19 protein-coding genes are annotated in these 19276 nt (G+C 62.9%); 4 read left to right on the top strand and 15 right to left on the bottom strand.

The genetic code is table 11. The annotated features are described in order from the left end of the window. Nucleotides 1-68: 68 nt before the first annotated feature. The 3 genes from nirK (at nt 69) to hemN (ending at nt 3617) form a co-directional block, all read left to right on the top strand. The gene (gene nirK, locus AC5ZGW_RS05720; protein WP_130224000.1) at nt 69-1190 is read left to right on the top strand and encodes a copper-containing nitrite reductase; all 1122 of its coding nucleotides are present in this window, start codon (nt 69-71) and stop codon (nt 1188-1190) included. A 65-nt stretch (nt 1191-1255) separates the two neighbouring features. Continuing rightward, a complete protein-coding gene (locus tag AC5ZGW_RS05725; protein WP_130223998.1) occupies nt 1256-2119 on the top strand; it encodes an SUMF1/EgtB/PvdO family nonheme iron enzyme in 864 nt (287 codons plus the stop codon). A gap of 145 nt (nt 2120-2264) precedes the next feature. Beyond that, entirely contained in the window at nt 2265-3617 is a 1353-nt protein-coding gene (hemN, locus tag AC5ZGW_RS05730; RefSeq protein ID WP_130223996.1) for an oxygen-independent coproporphyrinogen III oxidase, read from the top strand. Nucleotides 3618-3862: 245 nt separating this feature from the next. On the opposite strand, the gene AC5ZGW_RS05735 is transcribed toward hemN, so the two are convergent. The 6 genes from AC5ZGW_RS05735 to AC5ZGW_RS05760 form a co-directional block, all read right to left on the bottom strand. After that, nucleotides 3863-5776: a nitric oxide reductase activation protein NorD gene (locus AC5ZGW_RS05735; RefSeq protein WP_130223994.1), complete on the bottom strand. Its 1914-nt coding sequence runs from the start codon at nt 5774-5776 to the stop codon at nt 3863-3865. 10 nt (nt 5777-5786) lie between these two features. Further along, entirely contained in the window at nt 5787-6599 is an 813-nt protein-coding gene (locus AC5ZGW_RS05740) for a CbbQ/NirQ/NorQ/GpvN family protein (protein ID WP_130223992.1), read from the bottom strand. Between the two features lie 60 nt (nt 6600-6659). Further along, nucleotides 6660-8006, bottom strand: coding sequence for a cbb3-type cytochrome c oxidase subunit I (locus tag AC5ZGW_RS05745; RefSeq protein ID WP_130223990.1), 1347 nt, complete (start codon nt 8004-8006; stop codon nt 6660-6662). Nucleotides 8007-8046: 40 nt separating this feature from the next. Beyond that, nucleotides 8047-8499 (bottom strand): c-type cytochrome, encoded by a 453-nt coding sequence (locus tag AC5ZGW_RS05750; protein ID WP_130223988.1) that lies wholly within the window; start codon nt 8497-8499, stop codon nt 8047-8049. Nucleotides 8500-8604: 105 nt separating this feature from the next. After that, nucleotides 8605-8871, bottom strand: a complete 267-nt coding sequence (locus AC5ZGW_RS05755) for a cytochrome C oxidase subunit IV family protein (protein ID WP_349645053.1) — start codon at nt 8869-8871, stop codon at nt 8605-8607. After that, the gene (locus tag AC5ZGW_RS05760) at nt 8872-9441 is read right to left on the bottom strand and encodes a cytochrome c oxidase subunit 3 (RefSeq protein WP_130223986.1); all 570 of its coding nucleotides are present in this window, start codon (nt 9439-9441) and stop codon (nt 8872-8874) included. It abuts the gene before it with no gap. A 161-nt stretch (nt 9442-9602) separates the two neighbouring features. Here AC5ZGW_RS05760 and AC5ZGW_RS05765 point away from each other — a divergent pair, with 161 nt between their 5' ends. Continuing rightward, nucleotides 9603-9758 carry a hypothetical protein gene (locus AC5ZGW_RS05765; protein ID WP_165435078.1) on the top strand — a complete coding sequence of 52 codons (156 nt, stop codon included), beginning with the start codon at nt 9603-9605 and terminating at the stop codon, nt 9756-9758. Nucleotides 9759-9775: 17 nt separating this feature from the next. Here AC5ZGW_RS05765 and AC5ZGW_RS05770 read toward each other — a convergent pair whose 3' ends face one another. From AC5ZGW_RS05770 to AC5ZGW_RS05810, 9 genes are all read right to left on the bottom strand, one after another. After that, nucleotides 9776-11179, bottom strand: coding sequence for an amidase (locus AC5ZGW_RS05770; RefSeq protein WP_130223984.1), 1404 nt, complete (start codon nt 11177-11179; stop codon nt 9776-9778). Between the two features lie 92 nt (nt 11180-11271). After that, entirely contained in the window at nt 11272-12033 is a 762-nt protein-coding gene (locus tag AC5ZGW_RS05775; RefSeq protein WP_130223982.1) for an SDR family NAD(P)-dependent oxidoreductase, read from the bottom strand. Between the two features lie 76 nt (nt 12034-12109). Then, complete coding sequence (locus AC5ZGW_RS05780; RefSeq protein ID WP_130223980.1) at nt 12110-12820, bottom strand: ABC transporter ATP-binding protein; 711 nt, start codon at nt 12818-12820, stop codon at nt 12110-12112. Further along, entirely contained in the window at nt 12810-13529 is a 720-nt protein-coding gene (locus tag AC5ZGW_RS05785; RefSeq protein ID WP_130223978.1) for an ABC transporter ATP-binding protein, read from the bottom strand. The genes AC5ZGW_RS05780 and AC5ZGW_RS05785 overlap by 11 nt, the downstream gene beginning before the upstream one ends. Before the next feature lies 1 nt (nt 13530). After that, on the bottom strand, nt 13531-14604 hold the full coding sequence (locus AC5ZGW_RS05790) for a branched-chain amino acid ABC transporter permease (protein ID WP_130223976.1): 1074 nt from the start codon (nt 14602-14604) through the stop codon (nt 13531-13533). Nucleotides 14605-14615: 11 nt separating this feature from the next. Then, nucleotides 14616-15482, bottom strand: coding sequence for an ABC transporter permease subunit (locus AC5ZGW_RS05795; protein WP_130223974.1), 867 nt, complete (start codon nt 15480-15482; stop codon nt 14616-14618). Between the two features lie 82 nt (nt 15483-15564). Continuing rightward, nucleotides 15565-16803, bottom strand: a complete 1239-nt coding sequence (locus tag AC5ZGW_RS05800; protein ID WP_130223972.1) for an urea ABC transporter substrate-binding protein — start codon at nt 16801-16803, stop codon at nt 15565-15567. A 33-nt stretch (nt 16804-16836) separates the two neighbouring features. After that, the gene (locus AC5ZGW_RS05805) at nt 16837-17835 is read right to left on the bottom strand and encodes an acetamidase/formamidase family protein (protein ID WP_130223970.1); all 999 of its coding nucleotides are present in this window, start codon (nt 17833-17835) and stop codon (nt 16837-16839) included. A gap of 17 nt (nt 17836-17852) precedes the next feature. After that, on the bottom strand, nt 17853-19253 hold the full coding sequence (locus AC5ZGW_RS05810) for an amidase (protein WP_130223968.1): 1401 nt from the start codon (nt 19251-19253) through the stop codon (nt 17853-17855). Nucleotides 19254-19276 lie beyond the last annotated feature (23 nt).

A 19276-nucleotide genomic window follows, 5' to 3' on the forward strand; every position in this document is an offset into this window, starting at 1 on the left:
GTGTCTGGCCACCAGATCGCACATGATGCACGCATCGAATTAGGACGAATTAAGCGATGGAGTGCATCATGCTGACGAGAAGGACCGCCCTGATGGGAGCCGCGATCGCGGCGCTGATGATAAGCGCGCCGGCGTTGGCTGCCGACGACCTCAAGCTGCCGCGCGAACGAGTAGAGCTGGTCGCGCCGCCCTTCGTACATCCGCACGAACAGGCGACCAAGGCCGGACCGAAGATCGTGGAGTTCAAGCTTACGGTCCAGGAGAAGGAAGTCGTGGTCGACGACGCCGGCACCAAGTTTCATGCGATGACCTTCAATGGCTCGATGCCGGGCCCGATGATGGTGGTGCACGAAGGCGACTACATGGAGCTGACGCTGGTCAATCCCGCAACCAATTCCATGCCGCACAACATCGACCTTCACTCGTCGACCGGAGCGTTGGGCGGTGGCGCGCTGACCAAGGTCAATCCGGGCGAACAGGCGGTACTGCGCTGGAAGGCGACCCGTCCGGGCGTCTTCGTCTATCACTGCGCTCCGGAGGGCATGGTCCCATGGCACGTGGTCTCCGGCATGCATGGCACAGTGATGGTGCTGCCGCGTGATGGATTGAAGGACCGTGACGGCAAGCCGCTGCACTACGACAAGATTTTCTACATCGGCGAAAACGACCTCTACATACCGAAGGACGTGAACGGCAAGTACAAGACCTACGAGACGGTCGGCGAGTCCTATGCTGATACCACGGAGGTCATGCGCAAGCTGATCCCGACGCACGTGGTCTTCAACGGGCGGGTCGGTGCGCTGACCGGCAAGAATGCATTGACCGCGAAGGTCGGCGAGACCGTGATGATCGTGCATTCGCAGGCCAACCGCGACACTCGTCCGCACCTGATCGGCGGGCACGGCGACTATGTCTGGGAGACCGGCAAGTTCAACAACCCGCCGGAGAAGGATCTCGAGACCTGGCTGGTGCGCGGCGGTTCGGCGGCAGCCGCGCTGTATACCTTTCGTCAGCCCGGCGTGTACGCCTATCTCAACCACAACTTGATCGAGGCCTTCGAACTCGGAGCCGCAGCGCACATCAAGGTGGAAGGCAAATGGAGCGATGACCTCATGAAGCAGGTCTCTCCTCCCGGCCCGATCCCGGCCGACAAGCTCGGCGCCGCCGACCCGGTAACCCTAAGCCGGTAGGTGGAGCTGAAGGAACGGCCCGCGGTCCCTACCCGCGGGCCGTTTCACCAAGTGGAGGCGACATCATGCTCATCCTGATGAAAATGAAAACGGCCATGCTCGCCGGCGCGCTGGCTGCGCCGATCCTGGCCACCGTGTTCTCGCCCGCGCCTCCGCATGATGACAACGGTGCTGTGCGCCTCTCTCCTGTTTCGTTCAGCTATCGGGCTGCCGGCGATTTCTCGCGGAATGACAGACCGGTCGAAGGGCCCCTGCGCAAACTCCGCCTGCCTGCTGAACTCACTGTCATGAAGCGGCAGGTCACGGTCGCCGAGTACGTGCGCTGCGTCGACGACGGAGCCTGTCCAAAGGTGCCGGTCCCCAACGGCTCCCTGGACGTGCCCGTCGTCGGCGTCAGTTGGCACGACGCCTCGGCCTATGCCGCATGGCTTTCGCGCAGGACCGGCATTACCCATCGTCTACCGACCGACGAGGAGTGGACATTCGCGGCCGCCGAGAAGGCGCGCGACGAAGCGTTGCCGCTGGTCGACCCGGCGGATCCGGCGCAGGCCTGGATCGCCAGATATGAAGCCGAATCCGCCCGCTCCAAGCCCGCCGAAAAGGCCGCGCAGCCGGGGGGCACGTTCGGCACGAACAGCAACGGACTGGACGACCTGGCCGGCAATGTTTGGGAGTGGACGGATAGCTGCTTCGTTCGCGCCTCGCTCGACGACAGAGGCGAGCGGATCACCAACACGAATTGTGGGGTCCGCGTCGTGGAGGGAGCCCACCGCGCCTACATGACCGACTTCATCCGTGATCCCAAGTCCGGCGGATGCGCCGTCGGCATTCCGCCGACCAATCTCGGCTTCAGGCTGGTCGTCGAGCCTTCCAGCTCGATCACTGCTGCGATCTCCCGGAATGTGGCGACGCTGCTGCCGCGAACCTGAGCGGCCGAATCTTCACCTCTCCCGCTTGCGAAAGAGGGAGCGCAGCCTCACCGGGGCTACCTCTCAACCTGATATCGATTGAGCTAGAACAAAGTCATTCCACCACGGGTCCGATAGATCATGCGGAGACGAAGGAGGAAGGCAGATGCGATCCGACTTGGCGCAATCCTACGGGCAGGACCGGCTGCCGCGCTACACCAGCTATCCGACGGCCCCGCATTTTTCACCTGCGATCGGCGAAGTCGATTATCGGCAGTGGCTCAAATCGATACCCATTCGCCAGCCGGCGTCACTCTATCTCCACGTCCCGTTCTGCCGAGCCATGTGCTGGTACTGCGGATGTCATACATCCGTAAGCAAGCGTGACGAGCCGATTGCGATCTACGCGTCGGGCCTGCGCACGGAGGCACTCCTTGTCGCCGAGACGATTGGGCAAAGGCTGCCGCTCTCCCATATCCACTTCGGTGGCGGCACGCCGACAATCATGTCGCCGGAGACCTTCGCGGACCTCATCGGTGCCTTGCGCTATTCGTTCTTCGTGCTGCCGGAAGCCGAGATCGCCGTCGAGATCGATCCGCGCACGCTGACCGAGCCGATGGCGGAGGCGCTGGGCTATTGCGGCGTCAACCGCGCGAGCCTTGGCGTCCAAAGCTTCGATCCGGCCGTGCAGCGCGCCATCAATCGGCACCAGAGTTTCGAACAGACGGCAGCATCCGTCGAGCGGCTGCGCCGGGCCGGCGTCCGCAGGCTCAATTTCGACCTGCTCTATGGCCTGCCCCTGCAGACGGTGGATTCGTGCCTGGACACGGTTGCCAAATGTGTCGAGCTGCGTCCGGATCGCTTCTCGGTGTTCGGCTACGCGCACATTCCGTCCTTCAAGGAGCACCAGCGCAAGATTGCCGAAGAGTCCTTGCCTGACAGCATCGAGCGGCATCTTCAGTCCGAAACGATCGCGCAGGCGTTGCTCGATGCGGGCTACATGCGCATCGGCCTCGATCACTTCGCCCTTCCCACCGACAATCTTGCCGTGGCGAGACAAGAAGGCAGGTTGCGGAGGAATTTCCAGGGCTACACCGACGATTCGGCCGACACCCTCATTGGCCTCGGCGCCAGCGCCATCGGCCGCATGCCGCAAGGTTTCGTGCAGAACGCCGTGCCGACGCGCGACTATCTTGCGCGCATCGTCGAGGACCGGCTCGCCACGGTCAAGGGCTACGCCTTCACCGAGGAAGACCGCTTCCGCGCCGACATCATCGAACGGATCATGTGCGATCTTGCGGTTGACCTCCCCAAGGTATCGCGGCTGCACGGCCGTGATCCACAGTCAGCTATCGTCGATCGGTCGCGGATCGAAAGCCTCATCGCCGATGGCGCTGTGACGATGTTCGGTGACCGCCTCGCGGTCAACGATGGCGCCGAATTCCTGGTCCGCAGCGTCGCCTCGGCATTCGACGCGCATCTTCCACGATCCGTGGCCACACACAGTCGTGCTGTCTAGACCTGCCGGAAGGTTAGGGCGTACTGAGATCAGGCTAAGTGGGCGCCACGTCGGAAGTGTCTTACCTCTCCCCATCGGGGAGAGGTCGGATCGCATGCAGCGGAGCGAAATGCGATCCGGGTGAGGGGGATGCGCTCAATCGAGGGACCGTAACCCCTCACCCGGCGCTGCGCGCCGACCTCTCCCTATGGGAGAGGTGAACAAGCGCAATCACCCCGATTCAAACAAAGGTCATCGCGCTCTAACTATTGCGTCAGCTGGCGGTAGAGCGCCGGCAAGGCGGCTGGCAGGCGCCGGATGTTGCCGACGATTGCGTAGCCGCTGCGCCCGAACAGCGTCGGAAAATAGCTCTGGGCGGTCGCATCGATCGTGACGCCGAAGACTGCGGCGCCGAGCCGGCGCGCCTCCTGGACGGCCTTGCGGGTGTCTTCGATGGCGAAACGCCCCTCATAATGGTCGACGTCGTTCGGCTTGCCGTCGGTGAGAACGATCAGCAATTTCTTTCGCTGCGGCTGGGCCGCAAGTTCCGACGCGGCGTGGCGCACTGCCGCGCCGATGCGAGTGTAGTATCCGGGCTTGAGTGCCCCGATGCGCCGCTCGACCTGCGCACTCATTGGCTCTCCGAACGCTTTGACGGTCTCGAGCCGCACCCAGGAGCGACGGCGCGAGGTGAAGGTCAGGATGCTGTGGTGATCGCCGCAGGCCGACAGTCCGTGCGCCAGGACAAGCAACGCTTCCTTCTCCACGTCCAGGACGCGGTACCCATCGACCCAGGCGTCGGTCGAGAGCGATACGTCGACGAGCAGCGTCACCGCCAGATCGTGACCTTGCGGCCGCATCGCGAGGTGAACGCGATCGAGCGTGCCGCTGCCGGCACGGAGATCGCAACGCGCACGGACCAGCGCGTCGATGTCGAGATCGTGCCCGTCGGGCTGTGCCCGCGCGAGCTCGTGGCGAGGCCGCAGCGCCTCGAACTGGCGCCGCACCTGGCGGATGCGGCGGCGCGTGGCCTGGTCGGCCGCCCAGCTTTCGCCGGTCTGGCTCGCATGCGCCGTCAACACGCGGCAGTGGTCCTGCAGATAGATGCGGCCGCGATAATCCCATTCCGGGTACAGCCGCTCGCCGTCCAGCCGCGAGGGGTCGACCGCTTCCGGCGGCAGGTCGAGATCGAACTTCAGCTTCGTCGCAGGTTTTCCGCTGCGCCGCCCGATCGACAGTTCTTCCAGATCGTCGGCCGCCTTGCGCGCATTCTCGTCCTCGGTGTCGTCGGAGGGGCGATCAACGTTCACCATCTCCGCCATAGCCAGGATCTTCTCGAACCGGTTGAGGATGAACGGATCCCTCTTGTCGGCTCCGTTCTCCCGCTCGCGGGTCGCAAAGCGCTTTCGCGAGTCCGGCGCGTCCGCCTGGGCGTCGTGCGAGACATCGTCCTGATCTTGAGATATCTGGGCGAGGTCGTGGGTCCAGCAATCGCCCCACAACGGACACGGCAGCACCGGGCGATATCCGGGCGGCGCGCGTTCCGGCAACGCGTTCTCGCCGATCAGCGAAAACCACAGGTCCCCTCGTGGCGGAGCCGCGGCGCCAAGGAGCGCGAGCACGATCTGTTCGACCTCGCGCTCCACGCGAGGCAATGGCCGCTGCGGCCGGGCGGATACCACTGCCGCAGCCAGTCGTGTGTAGGAGTCTGCGAGTCCGGGAAATCGAGCGGCGACCATGGCGGCCGTGGCACGGGCGCGACGTAGGATGAGGAGATCGCGCCGCAGCGGATCGGTCTCGTCTATCGCCTCCAGCGGCACGGTGGCAAACCAGGCAGCGAGCCAACGATACAGCGCCGCGTTCAGGGCGCGATCCGGAAACAGGGCGATGCGCTCTGGCAGGAACACGGTCGCCGCGTCCCGTCCGGGATGGGCAAGGGATTCGTCACCGAGGCCAATCCGCTGCCTCCAGGCGAGCCGGTGTCCGGATTTGCGGGCGCCCGCGCCGGCGAGCGCGACGCCCGCCTCGCCGCCGAGCGCGCGGAACATGACGGCGATCTGTCCCTGCATCTCGGAGAGTGCGACCGCGTGATCGGCGTGAACCGGATAGGACGCGGTCGCGCCGACCAGGCGATGCCACGCACGGCCGACGGTCTCCTCCAGCTCGAGAAAATCCAGCATCGACGCTCACCTATCCAATGACGGCCCGTGCGACCTCCACCAGCGCGGCCTTGACGTCGTTATCATCAGTCAACGGCTCAATCATGCCGGCGAGGACGGCCTCGGTGACGGAAACACCGGCGGCGACGAGGGTGGCGGAGTAGACGATGAGGCGCGTCGAGACACCCTCCTCCAGGTCATGTCCCTTGAGCGCGCGCAGACGTCCGGCGAGCTGCACCAGCGGCCGCACGCGATCCGGTGGAAGCCCGCTTTCCGCCGATACGACGGCGATCTCCTGCTCCGGCGGCAGAAAGTCGAACTCGATGGCAACGAAGCGTTGCCGTGTCGACGGCTTCAATGCCTTCAGCAGACTCTGGTAGCCGGGATTGTAGGAGACGACCAGCATGAAGCCTGGCGGCGCGACAAGCTCCTCGCCGGTGCGCTCCAGCGGAAGGATCCGGCGGTCGTCCGTCAATGGATGCAGCACCACCGTCACGTCCTTGCGGGCTTCCACCACCTCGTCGAGATAACAGATGCCGCCTTCGCGCACCGCCCGGGTCAGAGGACCGTCCGTCCAGACCGTGTCGCCGCCCTTGAGCAGGTAGCGGCCGGTGAGATCGGCCGCGGTGAGGTCATCGTGGCAGGCGACGGTATGCAAGGGGATGCCGAGGCGTGCGGCCATGTGGGCCACGAAGCGGGTCTTGCCGCAGCCGGTCGGGCCTTTCAGCAGCACCGGCAGGCGGTGACGCCACGCGTGCTCGAACAGAGCGCACTCGTTTCCGCTTGGCGCATAAGCCGGAATCTCCGAAGCGGGGCCTGCCACAGCCTGAAAGACGGATTTCATGATGGTTCTCCGGGACATCGAGGGAATGGCGGCCGCGACGCGCGCGGCCGCCGCGTTGCTTTACTCGGCGGGCTGCAGCGCTCCGCCGGCGAAGGACCGCTTCTCACGTCCGGGCACCAGCACGGCCCAGACGAACATCAGCGCAGAGATCGCGACGAACACGCCGGAGCCGAGACGGACCCAGTAGAACATTGCGAGCTGGTCCTGCACTTCCATGTAGCCTTGGCCGAGCACGCGCTGCAGATGGACCTGGACGACGCCGGCGAAGGTCAGCGCGAAGGTCATCGTCAGCATCGCCGTGCACATGATCCAGCAGCTTGCCATGCTGAGCCACTGGTTGTAGGGCGCGCGGCCGCGGATCTCCGGGATCGCGTAGGCCATCACCGCGAGGTTCAGCATCACATAGGCGCCGAAGAACGCGAGATGCCCGTGTGCGGCGGTCACCTGGGTGCCGTGCGTGTAATAGTTCACCGAGGACAGGGTGTGCAGGAAGCCCCACACGCCTGCGCCGAGGAACGCCATCACGGAGCAGCCGACGGACCACAGCAGCGCCGCGCGGTTCGGATGCTTGCGTCCAGCCTTCCAGGTCATCTGCACGGTGAAGATCACCATGGTGAAGAAGGGCGCGACCTCCAGCGTCGAGAACAGCGAGCCGATCCATTGCCAGTATCCCGGCGCGCCGATCCAATAGAAGTGGTGGCCGGTGCCGAGGATGCCCGAGAACAGCGCCAGGCCGATGATGACGTAGAGCCACTTCTCGACCACCTCGCGGTCGATGCCGTTGAGCTTGATCATCAGGAAGGCGAGCACGGAGGCCATGATCAGCTCCCAGACGCCCTCGACCCACAGATGCACGATGTACCACCAGTACATCTTGTCGACCGCGAGATTTGCTGGATTGTAGAACGCGAACAGGAAGAAGATCGCAACGCCCCACAGGCCGAACAACAGGATGTTCGTCACCGTGGTCTTGCGCCCCTTCAACGCCGTCATCGTCACGTTGAACAGGAACATCAGGCAGACGACGACGATGCCGACCTTGATAATGAAGGGCTGCTCGAGGAATTCACGCCCCTCATGGTAGTGGAAGAGATAGCCGACGACCGCGGCGCCCGCGGCGCCGAAGAACATCCAGAACTGGATCTTGGCGAGCAGCGGACTGAAGAGCTCGGTCTCGGTCTCCTCCGGCAGCAGGTAATAGGTCGCGCCCATGAAGCCGATCAGCGACCACACGATCAGGGCGTTGGTGTGTATCATCCTGACGATATTGAAGGGCAGGAGGACCGAAAGCGTGTTCGGCAGGACGTAGATCGTGCCTGCAAGCAGGCCGAAGATGACCTGGGCAAGGAAAAGCGTCAGCGCGCCGTAGAAATACAGCATCGCGACTTTCTGGGTCTGGTACTTCATCGAAAAGCTCTCTTGTTGAAGGGCTGTCGGGACGCGGTGCTCATCCGGCCTTGTTGGGCGGCCAGTCCTGGCGCTTGATGGTGCTGGTCCATTGCAGGAAGTCGGCGAGATCGTTGAGTTCCTGGTCGGTCAGGTTGAATTGCGGCATCTGCCGCCGGCCGGGCGCGCCTGACGGCTGCGACTGCATCCACGACTTCAGGATGTCCCTTGCCGCGGCCGGATCTTCCTTGCCGCCCCAGCGATCCCACACGTTGCCGACCTCAGGCGCGAAATAGGCGCCCTCGCCGAGCAGCGTGTGGCAGTTGATGCAAGAGTTCTTCTCCCAGACATGTTTGCCGCGCGCGACCGAATCCCTCAGCGTCGAGGTGTTGGTCGAGGTGTTCACCATGTAGTAGTGGCTATGGGCCGTCAGGCCGAGGAAGATCGCAAAGAAGAAGGCGGACCCCCCGTAGAAGACGTTTCGGGCAGCCGTTTTCGTGAGGCGTTCAGCCATCACCTATCCTTTCCCGTTCTTGTTGATGGTGCGAGCGCCCGGCCAATCTACGCAGCACTCCCGTCGGTTCTTTGTGCTGGAGCAACCAGCGCCACATTCGACGCCTCAGATCAGCAATCTGGCGACGGAGGCCGCCCAGGCGAGCGATGCGACGGCGAGCACCCAAGCGGTGATCAGTCCGCGCCAGATCGCGGGCACGGAGCGAAGTCCGAGGAAGTCGAGCAGGATCCATCGCCCCTTCAGGGCCGCGAGCCCGAGCACGACGATATTGCCGAGCCATGCAATCGGCACGCTTCGGGAAGCGATCAGCGTCGCGATCGCGAGGCCAATCAGGAGGATCAGGGTCGTGTCGAGCGGATGACGGGCCATCATTCAGCGCACCAGGTAGATGATCGGAAACATCAGGATCCAGACCAGGTCGACCATGTGCCAGAACGACGTTCCGGTCTCGACCGCGTCCCCTTCCGCACCGCGCTGAACCATTGCGAGGATCACCATGCCGAGCACGACGTGCAGCAGGTGGAAGCCGGTCAGCAGGAAATACAGCGTGAAGAACGTGCTGGTCTCCAGTTCCACACCGGTCGCGATCTCGCCTGCATATTCGAGCAGCTTGATCGCGACGAACACGCCTCCAAGCGTGATCGCGAGCAGCAGCCAGCGACGGCAGGCTGCCGCTGCACGCGCGCGAGCGGCCGCCGCGCCACGTGCCGCGGCCCACCCGCTGGTCACCAGCACCAAGGTGTTGAGGGCCGCGAGGCCTGGATCCAGGACGGCCTGGCCGGAGGCGAAGACGGCGGGGTTGATGGCGCGGGCGACCGCGAACGCGCCCAGCAGCAGGCCGAAGACAGCGAATTCGCTGAAGATCAGGACCCAGATCATGGGATCGCCGGGGAGTTCAGCCAGCAGGCCGCTTTCCTGCACTTCGCAATCTTGAGCCGACATGGATCCTCCGGGCGGGGTCGTTCCTGGGATCGCTATCGGGGATGACAGCCCCGATCTTTGTCGCGGGACAAAGACGGGTGCAGGCCGCCGCGTAGGGTCCGGGTCCGCACGGTCGCGCGAAGACGGGCGGCATCGAGTTGCTACGAATCGGAGTTGGAACCATGAGCGACGCGCAGGTCGGCCTCGTCACCGCGACGCCTCTAATCATGATCTTCGCCTGCGCGCTGCGAGCGATGGGTGTCCTGTCGACCACCGCGACGATCGCGGCGATTGCGCTGTCGGGCGCTATCGCCGGCGTGCTCTTCTTCACGCAATAGGCCGGTCCCGGCCAGGGTCATCCAATCGGCGGCCGCAGGGTATGCCAGTCCGTCGTGGACTGGAAAGCATGGGCTGCGCGAGCAAGCACATCCTCAGACAGATGCGGGCCGACCAGTTGCATGCTCAACGGCATCCGATCCGACGCCATCTCCATGGGGAGCGTAATGGTCGGACTTCCACTGAAGTCGAACACCGCGGTGAAGCGCAGGATGCTCAACAACACATTCGGATCGGCGCCATACTCACTCATCTTCGCAAGGGTCGGAATCGGCACCGGCATCGTCGGAATGAGCAAAAGGTCGATATCCCCAAACAATGCTGCCAGGCTGCCGCAGAACTTGAGGCGCTCATGATGAATAGCCGCGATTTCGACACCGTTGACCGACCTGCCCTGCTCGATCAACTGCGCAAGGTCCGGACCGTATTCCGATCTGCGTGCTGGATAGGTCTCCAGGTGCGCTTCCGCCGTCTCGACCGAGCACATCGGGATCCATAGGCTGACGAGTTTCTCGTAGGAGGGAAATCGAACCTCACGGATTTCGGCACCGAGCTCCACCAGCGTGCGCTCGGCCTCCAGCAAGGCCGCCACGACCTGCGGGTCGATTCCTTCCTGCGTGTATTTGCGATCCGCCCCGATCCTGAGGCCGCGTACGCCATCGCCGATTCGGGCCAGATAATTCGGAACGGGAGCCTGCAGAGCCGTCGGGTCGTTGACATCAGCGCCTGCGATGACGCCCAGCATCGCTGCGGCGTCCGCAGCACTTCGGCACATCGGTCCGATATGATCGAGCGAGTCCGCCAATGGGAAAATCCCGTATCGGCTCACCCGGCCCCATGTCGGCTTGATCCCCGTCAACCCGCAGGTCGCCGAAGGAAATCTGATCGAACCGCCGGTGTCGCTTCCGATCGATCCGTAGCAGAGACCGGCGGAGGTGGCGACGCCCGATCCGGTCGATGAGGAGCCGACCCAATAGTCCGCATTCCAGGGATTGAGCGGGGCCTGATCATCAGGATGATGGCTCGTATAGGCGCCTTCCGTCATCTTGAGCTTTCCGAGCGTGACCGCGCCGGCGCGCTCGAGCCGATCAACGATCGTCGCATTGAAGGACGGCACGAACGTCGCATGAACCTTGGTGCCGCCCGCCGTCGGCGCAAATGTCGTGTAGCACAGGTCCTTCAGACCGATCGGAACGCCATGAAGCGGGCCGCGCCAAATGCCCTTGGCGATCTCGCTGTCATGCTGCCTTGCCTGCGCCATGGCCCGCTCCGCGAGGACGACGGCATATCCGTGCAAGCCTCCATCGAGCTTGTCGATGCGGTTCAACGTTGCTTCAGTGACCTCCGAAGGCAACACCTCCTTGCGGCGAAACAATTCGGACAGTTCAGATATGGACTTGTAGTGCAGTTGATCCGCAGACATGTCGAGTTCCTGTTGTCATCGGGAATGCGCTCGCGCGCCAGCACCGGACGCTCCGGCGTCGGGACCTTTCATTCGAATTCCGCCGCGCCTACCTAGAACTGCACGCCTCGTGTCAAGGCACCGTCCACGACAAGGTTAGTTCCCGTGATGAAGCTGGCCGCCCGGCTCGCAAGGAACACGACGGCATTCGCCATCTCCTGTGGCGTGCCCATCCGTCCTGTCGGATTGAGCGCCAGCGCACTCTTGTACAGTTCGGGATTGCTGTCCTTGATCATGTTCCAGACACCGCCCTCGAAATAGGTGTTGCCCGGAGACACGGAATTGGCGCGTATGCCCTTCGCGGCGAGCTGATAGGCCAGGCCCTGCGTATAGTGGATGATCGCCGCCTTGAAAGTGCCGTAGGGGCCGCTCGCAAAATCGACCTCGCGTCCCGACACGCTGGAGATCGTCACGATCGCAGGAGCGCCGCTCTTTTCCAGATATGGCATCGCGGCATTCACCAGGCGGACCGTTCCCATCATGTCGGTGGAGAATTCCTTCTCCCAGCTTTCCTCGTCCTGCCCTATGGAAAGGGCGCTGACATTGGCGACGACGACATCAATGCCGCCGAGCTTCGATGCCATGTTGCTCACCCAGGCCTTGAGTGCCGCACCATTGGATACATCGACCGAACCGCCAAACGCCGCAACGCCCTTTGCCTTGAGGGCGGCGACCGTGCTGTCCACGTCCGCCTGATTGCGCGCGCAAATTCCGACATTGGCGCCCTCAGCGGCGAAGGTCTCTGCGATCGCCCTGCCGATGCCCTTGGTGCTGCCCGTGACGAGAACGTTGGCTCCTTTAAGACCTAAATCCATGTTCGTCTCCCTCCCTGATCATTTTGATTTCAAATGACGCGTTCATGAACAAGGCGCGCTCCTGCAAAGGTGAGGCTCATAACAGCAGTTGCGCGCGGACATTGTCTGCGTTGACGTCCTCGCCGGCCAGCGACCGCGTGATCTTGCCTTTTTCCATGATGTAGCAGCGCTCGGCGATCTCCAGGATCGTGTCGAGATTCTGTTCGACGAAAACGATCGTCGTCCCCAACTCAGCCCGGAACGATTTCAACGCGTCGCAGATGTGCTGCACGATCGACGGCTGGATACCCTCGGACGGCTCGTCGAGGATCATCAAGGTCGGATTTCCGATCAGAGCCCGGCCGATCGCAAGTTGCTGTTGCTCGCCACCCGACATGGTCCCCGCAACCTGCCGTCGCCGCTCCTTCAGCCGTGGAAAATACTCGTAGACGAGCTCGGGCAGCTTCTTGCCCTCTGGTCCGCCGATCAGTTCGCCGACCTGCAGGTTTTCCTCGACGCTCATCTGCGGAAACACATCCCGTCCCTGCGGGATGTAACCGAAGCCGGCGCGCGCCCGGGCGTCGGCCTGCAACTGGGTCACATCCTCACCTAAGAAGGTGATCGTGCCGCGCCACGTCTCCAGAAGCCCGATCAGGCACCGCATCAGCGTCGACTTGCCGACGCCGTTCCGGCCGATCACGCCGACGATCTCGCCGCGGGACACCGACATGCTCACGCCCTGCAGGATCGGCGTGGCGCCGTAGCCCGCCCAGAGTTCCGATACGTCCAGAATCCGATCAGTGGGCATGCGTCTTACCAAGGTAGATTTCAGCGACCTTCTCGTCCTGAATGATCGTCTCGAGACTGCCTCGCGCGAAGATCTTGCCGAGATGCAGCACGGTCACGCGTTGCGCAATCTGCCGCACAAATGCCATGTCGTGCTCGACGACGAGAATCGTCATGCTCTCGGCATTGAACGACTTGATGAGCTCCCCGGTCTTGAACGTCTCCTCCGGCGACATGCCGGCGGTCGGCTCGTCCAGCAATAATAGCTGCGGCTGCAGCGCCAGCGCCATGCCGATTTCGAGCCACTGCTGCTGGCCGTGCGAAAGAGCACCGGCCAATTTGCCGCTGTCCGACGCAAGATCAAGAAGCGTGAGCAGCCGCTCCTCCTCAACGTCGCGCTCCGCGCCCGAGAGGCGCCCCTGCAGCGCGATCTGGATATTCTGCCGGACTGGCAGCTCCTTGAACACGCTCGGCGCCTGCATCTTGATGCTCATGCCCCGCTGCACACGCGCAAAGGGGCGCTCCTCGGTGATATCGATGGAGTCGAAGAAGATGCTGCCTTTGGTCGGCGGATAGAGGCCGACGATCAGCTTGAACAGCGTGCTCTTGCCGGCGCCGTTGGGGCCGATCAGGCAATGAACCTCCCCGGCATTGATAGTCAGATCGACGTCGGAGACCGCCGTCAATCCGCCAAAGCGTTTAGTCACGCCCTTCACATCGACAAGTGCCATGTCAGGCCTCATCCGATTGCAGGCGACCGGTGTCCGCCAGAGTGGAATTCGCGTCACGCCGCCGGCGCCCGGTCCAGCGATCGACCACGAGCTTGCCGACACCGAGCACAAAACCCTGCGGCGCCAGCATCACGGTGGCGAGCAGAAGCGTACCCATCAGCACGAGCGCAGCCTGCTGGCTATAGACAGTGATGGTCTGGAAGCCGAACAGCAGCAGGAACGAGCCGACCAGCGTCGCCGTCAGATCGCTTCGTCCGGAGAATGCGACCCACACGATCGGCATGGCGGCGGCCGGCAGTCCGATGCTCGATGGGGTGATGAACTGCCCCCAGGACGTATAAAGGGCGCCGCTGAGGCCGGCGAGCCCGCTCCCGATGACGAATGTAAGCAATTGATACTTGCGGACGTCGTAGCCGAGCATCTCGGCGCGCTGCGGGTTCTCGCGCGTCGCAACTATCACGTTGCCGATGCGCGAGTTCACCAGCATGCGCAGCGCGATGTAGACGATCACGATCAGCGCAACCATTACGTAGTACAGCGCGGATCCCTCGATGTAGAAATCGCCGACGGTGAGCGGGTCCATGCCCTTCATGCCGTTGAAGCCGTTCAGCCGCGCAGTGCCGATGTGCCATTCCGGCCCGGCGGTCTGTCCAAGGAAGAACGCCAGCACCAGCGTCGCCGACAGCGTCACGATGCCGAAGAAGATGCCGCTGATGCCGCCCCAGATCATGAAATAACCGAGGATTCCTGCCGCGATCATGGCGATGAGCACCGACAGCACCAGCGCTGCGATCGTCGTCGAACCTCCGCCCATGTTGATGGCCAATACGCCATAGGCATAACCGGAGATGCCGAAGAAGAATGTCTGGCCGAACGACAGCATGCCGCCATAGCCCCACATCAGGCAGAGGCCGAGCGCCATGAAAACCCAGATCAGGAAGTAGGAGAAGTTGCCGACATCGTAGGAGTCCGCGAAGACCGGATAGATCAACGCGGCTGCCAGCACGGCGAGAAAGCAGGACCAGAACGTCCATCCACGTCCCAAGGTCTGCGGACCATCTAGCAGTTTGAACATCACACCCCCGCTTAGCGTCCGCGACGGACCAGCACGCTGGAAAGGCCTTCGGGCAAGACACGGATGATCAGGATCACTGCAAACAGCATGCCGATCTGGCCGATGATCTGCCCATAGCTTGCATTGAGGGCCATTCGAATCATCGCCAGGAACACGGCGGCCGGCGCGGTACCAAGCAGGACATTTGCCCCGCCGACCACGACGGTGACGAAACTCTCCACCACGAACGTAGCACCCATCGTCGGAATCAGCGTCATCGTCGGCGCGTAAAGCGCACCGCAAAGACCGGCGAGCCCGGCGCCGATGCCGAAACTGATTGCGTAGATCCGCCCGGTGCGCGCACCCAACGCCTTTGCCATCGCGGCATTCTGCATCGTCGCGCGCGCCATCACGCCGAATCGTGTCTTCATGAAGATCACATAGAGACCGATCAGCACAGCGACCGCACACGCGAACAGCACGAGTCGATAAGTCGAGAATGTGTAGCCGCCGATCGCAAAGCTGCCCTCCGGCGTGCCGATCCCCGTGACCGACGATCCCACGAACAGCAGCATCGATTGCGTGACGATCAGGCTGAGTCCCCAGGTGGCGAGCAAGGAATCCAGCGGTCTCTTATATAGCCGACGAACAATGAGGTATTCGACGGCAACCCCGATCAATCCAGCCGTCACCGCGGCAAGCCCCTGCGCAATGGCAAGCGGGACGCCGAGCTTCACAAGTCCGACCGTCACATAGGCCCCGCACATGATGAACTCGCCATGCGCCATGTTGATGACGCCCATCATGCCGAACACGATCGCAAGACCTGCCGCCGAGAGGATCAGAAACGCGAAGACGTCGGCGAATTGGTAAAATACCGAGAATAGTTCAGCCGACATCGTCGGTCTCCCGCTCCTTCGTCATGGACGCCGCAGCGATGCGCCGTCCGCGCAATCCAAAGTCATGATCCGATGAGTGGCGTCACGACTTGTTGGGCAAATGACTCGGCGTGTACTGGTCCTTGTCATTCTTCTTGGTGAGGTCGCAGCCGATGTCGCCAAGCCAGTACGGCTTGATCGTTCCGTAGTCCTTCACGACGGTCACCTCATGTTGAGGACCGACGGAGATCAGACGCATGCGGTGAGAAGTGTGCTGGCTCTTCGGGTCGATGCAGACCTTGCCTTCGGGTGCATCGATGCAGGCCTCACCAGTTGCGATCACCTTGCGCATGTCCTCGAGCTTGGTCGATTTCGCCTTCTCGACCAGCGCCTTGTACATGTAGAGCGCGTTATAGGCGTTGTAGCCCATGTCGTTGATGTAGAGTTCATCGGGGAACTTCGCGTGCCAGCGCTTCTTGAAGTCGTTGGCTTCGGGCGTATCAATCTCCTCGAACCAGTTCGCGGTCGCATGCATGTTGTTGAGCGCCGGCGGCTTGAACCGCTTGTGCTCGAAGCCGAGCATGACCTTGATCGACGAGCCCATCGGCAAATTGAGCTTTGCCGCGGCGGCCTGCTCGAAGAACGAGTCCTGGGCGGCGCCGACATTGATGGTCAGGAGCCAATCCGGCTTCGCCTTCTGGATATTCTGGATCGTCTGCGCGAACTGCGAAACGCCGAGCGGGATGAATTCCTCGCCGACGACCTCGCCGCCGAGGTCCTTCATGATCTTGCGGTTCCACTCCGCCGAGATCTGTCCGAAATTGTAGTCGGCAGCGATGACGTAGACCTTCTTTCCGAACTTCTCGACCATCCAGGGGATCAGCGTCGAGAACTGCTGCTCGGGGACCGCCCCCATGCTGATCATGCTCGCGTCGCAGACGCCGCCTTCGTACTGGTTGGTGTAGAAATACGGCGTCGTCGTACGATCGATGATCGGCCGGACGGCCTCGCGCGAAGCGGACGTGATGCCTCCGATCAGCACGTCGACTTTGTCGCGGCTGAGCAGACGTCGCGCAAACTCCTGATAGCGGGCATTATCGCCCTGCGGATCGAGATGGATGAGCTCGATCTGCCGCCCGAGGATGCCGCCGCTCTTGTTGATCTCTTCGACCGCAAGCTGCGAGCCGTGGAGTTTCGGCATGCCCATGAACGCAAGATCGCCGGAGACGTCTTCGAGCAGACCGACCTTCAATGGCGGCTCGGCTGCCTGCGCGGCGCCGAACGCCGCCGCCCCAAGCGCGACGCCGAGAACAGCAGTCCTGAGCAGATGTCGTGATTGCATTGAAATGTCCCCTTGTTGAAAAGCGGCTGAAATTTACGCCTTGAGGTAGGTTTTCAGGATCGATGCACCCATCGTGTATTTCGGGTCGACCATGTTGCCGAGCCGCATGCGTCCGGTCTGGCTGAGCAGCATGTACGCGTCGATCTCGTCGAAGCCGTAGTCGGCGCTCATCCATCGCGTGAGTTCGCGGTAGGCGATGCGGGCCGCATCCTCGAGCGGGCGTGCGCTGCCGATGGTCATGATGAAGTCGCGCGTCTCCAGACGCGGCCAGGCAAAGCTCCAGTTCTTGATCAGATCGATCTGGAGCGTGACCGTCGCACGCTGTTCGAGCGCAACGCCGGAGAGTTCGCCATCGCCCTGTGTTGCATGGCAGTCGCCGACGTAAAGAAGCCCGCCCTCGGCATGCACGGGCAAATAAAGAACGGCCCCGGGTGCGACATCGGGCAGGTCCATGTTGCCGCCATGATAGTCCGGCTGCAACGAGGAGATTGCCTCGATCTCGGGCGAGACACCAATCGTGCCGATGAACGGCTCGTAGGGCAGCGTGATCTTGTCGTTCCAGCGCACGCCGTTCCTGTCGACATGCAGCTTGCGGACGCGCTCAGGCAGCGGTGGATTGAGCATCGCTGTCGAGCTCGTCCCGACAAGCCCGCCGAACTCAGGGATGATGCAGGTCGTTCCGGCCGGCTGCTCGCCGCGAGTCTCAACGTCGTGGATATAAACGGCAAGGCAATCGCCCTTCTTGGCGCCCTTCACTGCGATCGGCCCGCATTGCGGGTTGAGGTAGGGAAAGTTCAGTTTCGCCGTCGGACTGTCGCTCTCGCTCGTAAGCACGCCGCCGAACGCGTCCTCGGTCTCGACGACAACGACCTCTCCCGGATCGATCGACAGCGTCGGCTTCGCATAGGGTCCGTAGACGTAGTGAAAGCCCCCCTGCTGCTCGATCGTCAAACTACGTTTCGTGCCGGCCACCCCCTTGGCGAGGCCGCGCTTCGACATGATGGAACTCTGCAACCAATCTTCTGCTGTCATGCGAACGGCTCCTTGGATCAGAGAGCGGGATGATGCTTGTGCCAATCGGTGACGCGCTGGAACGCGTCACCCGCATGGACAAGACCCGCTTCATCGAAATGGCGGCCGACAAACTGAAAGGCGACCGGGCCGCCGTTCGGGGCGAAACCGCCCGGAAGCGTAATGGTCGGGCTTCCGGTCATGTCGAACGGACAGGTGAAGCGCAGCAATCCGGCGATCAGGGAAGCGTCTTCGCCGAGCGTTGCCATCGTCGCGAGCGTGGGTGCGGCAAAGGCTTGGGCCGGCACAGCGATGAGATCGACCGTCTCAAACAACCGTCGCACCGCGCCGCGAAACGCTTCGCGCCGCAGCACGATCTTCTGATAGTCGGTGCCGGACTGCTGCAGGCCGAGATCGAGCAGCCCCGCAAGCGCGGGACCGTATTCGCCCTTGCGCGACGGGTAGGTCGCCTCGTGCGCAACCGCTGCCTCGATGCCGCAAAGCGGAAACCAGTCGTCGACAATGGCCTTGGTATCCGGAAAGGCGATCTCGCCGATTTCTGCGCCGAGGTCCACCGCGACCCGCAAAGCTTCACTGAGGACCTTGCTTGCGGCCTCATCGGTGCCTTCGCTGGTCCAGCGCCGATCGACACCGATCGCAACGCCCCGCAGACTGCCGGACAGGCCGGCAAGATAGTCCGGCACGGCCAGCGGCACGGCGGTGGTGTCCTTGGCGTCCTCGCCCGCGATCGCGCCGAGCATGGCACCGCAATCGACCGCGCTGCGCGTCATCGGCCCGATATGATCCAGCGTCGCCGCGAGTTCGAACGCGCCATAGCGACTGACCCGCCCCCAGGTCGGCTTCAGCCCGGTGATGCCGTTGGCTGCGGATGGAAAGCGGATCGAGCCGCCGGTGTCGGTGCCGAGCGAGCCGAAGCAGAGGCCGGCTGCGGTGGCGGAACCCGAACCGCTCGACGACGCGCCCGACCACAAATCCACGTTCCATGGATTTTTCGGTGGGTCGATCTTCGGATGATGATCGGCGTAGGCACCTTCGGTCTGCTGCAGCTTGCCAAGGATGATCGCGCCCGCCTCTTTCAGGCGCGCAACGACCGTGGCATCCTCACTCGGACGGAAGTCGCGATGGATGGTCATTCCATGCGCGGCCGGTGCGCCCTTGACCCAGCAAAGATCCTTGATCGCAACCGGCACGCCGTGCAGCGGCCCCTTGACCTTACCAGAGGAGATTTCCTTTTCTGCTGCCGTCGTTTCCGCAAGCGCGGAATCAGCCATGACACAGGCGTAACTCTTGAGCTTGGGATCGAGCCGATCAATCCGTTCAAGCATCGCCTTTGTCACTTCGACAGGCGACAGCTTCTTCGCCTGTATCTGCTGCCCAACCTCGACCAACCCGAGATAGCAAATATCTGTCGTCGGCATCGCCTTTTGTTCCTCGCTCGTCG

The organism is Bradyrhizobium sp. Crot121, from assembly GCF_059512385.1.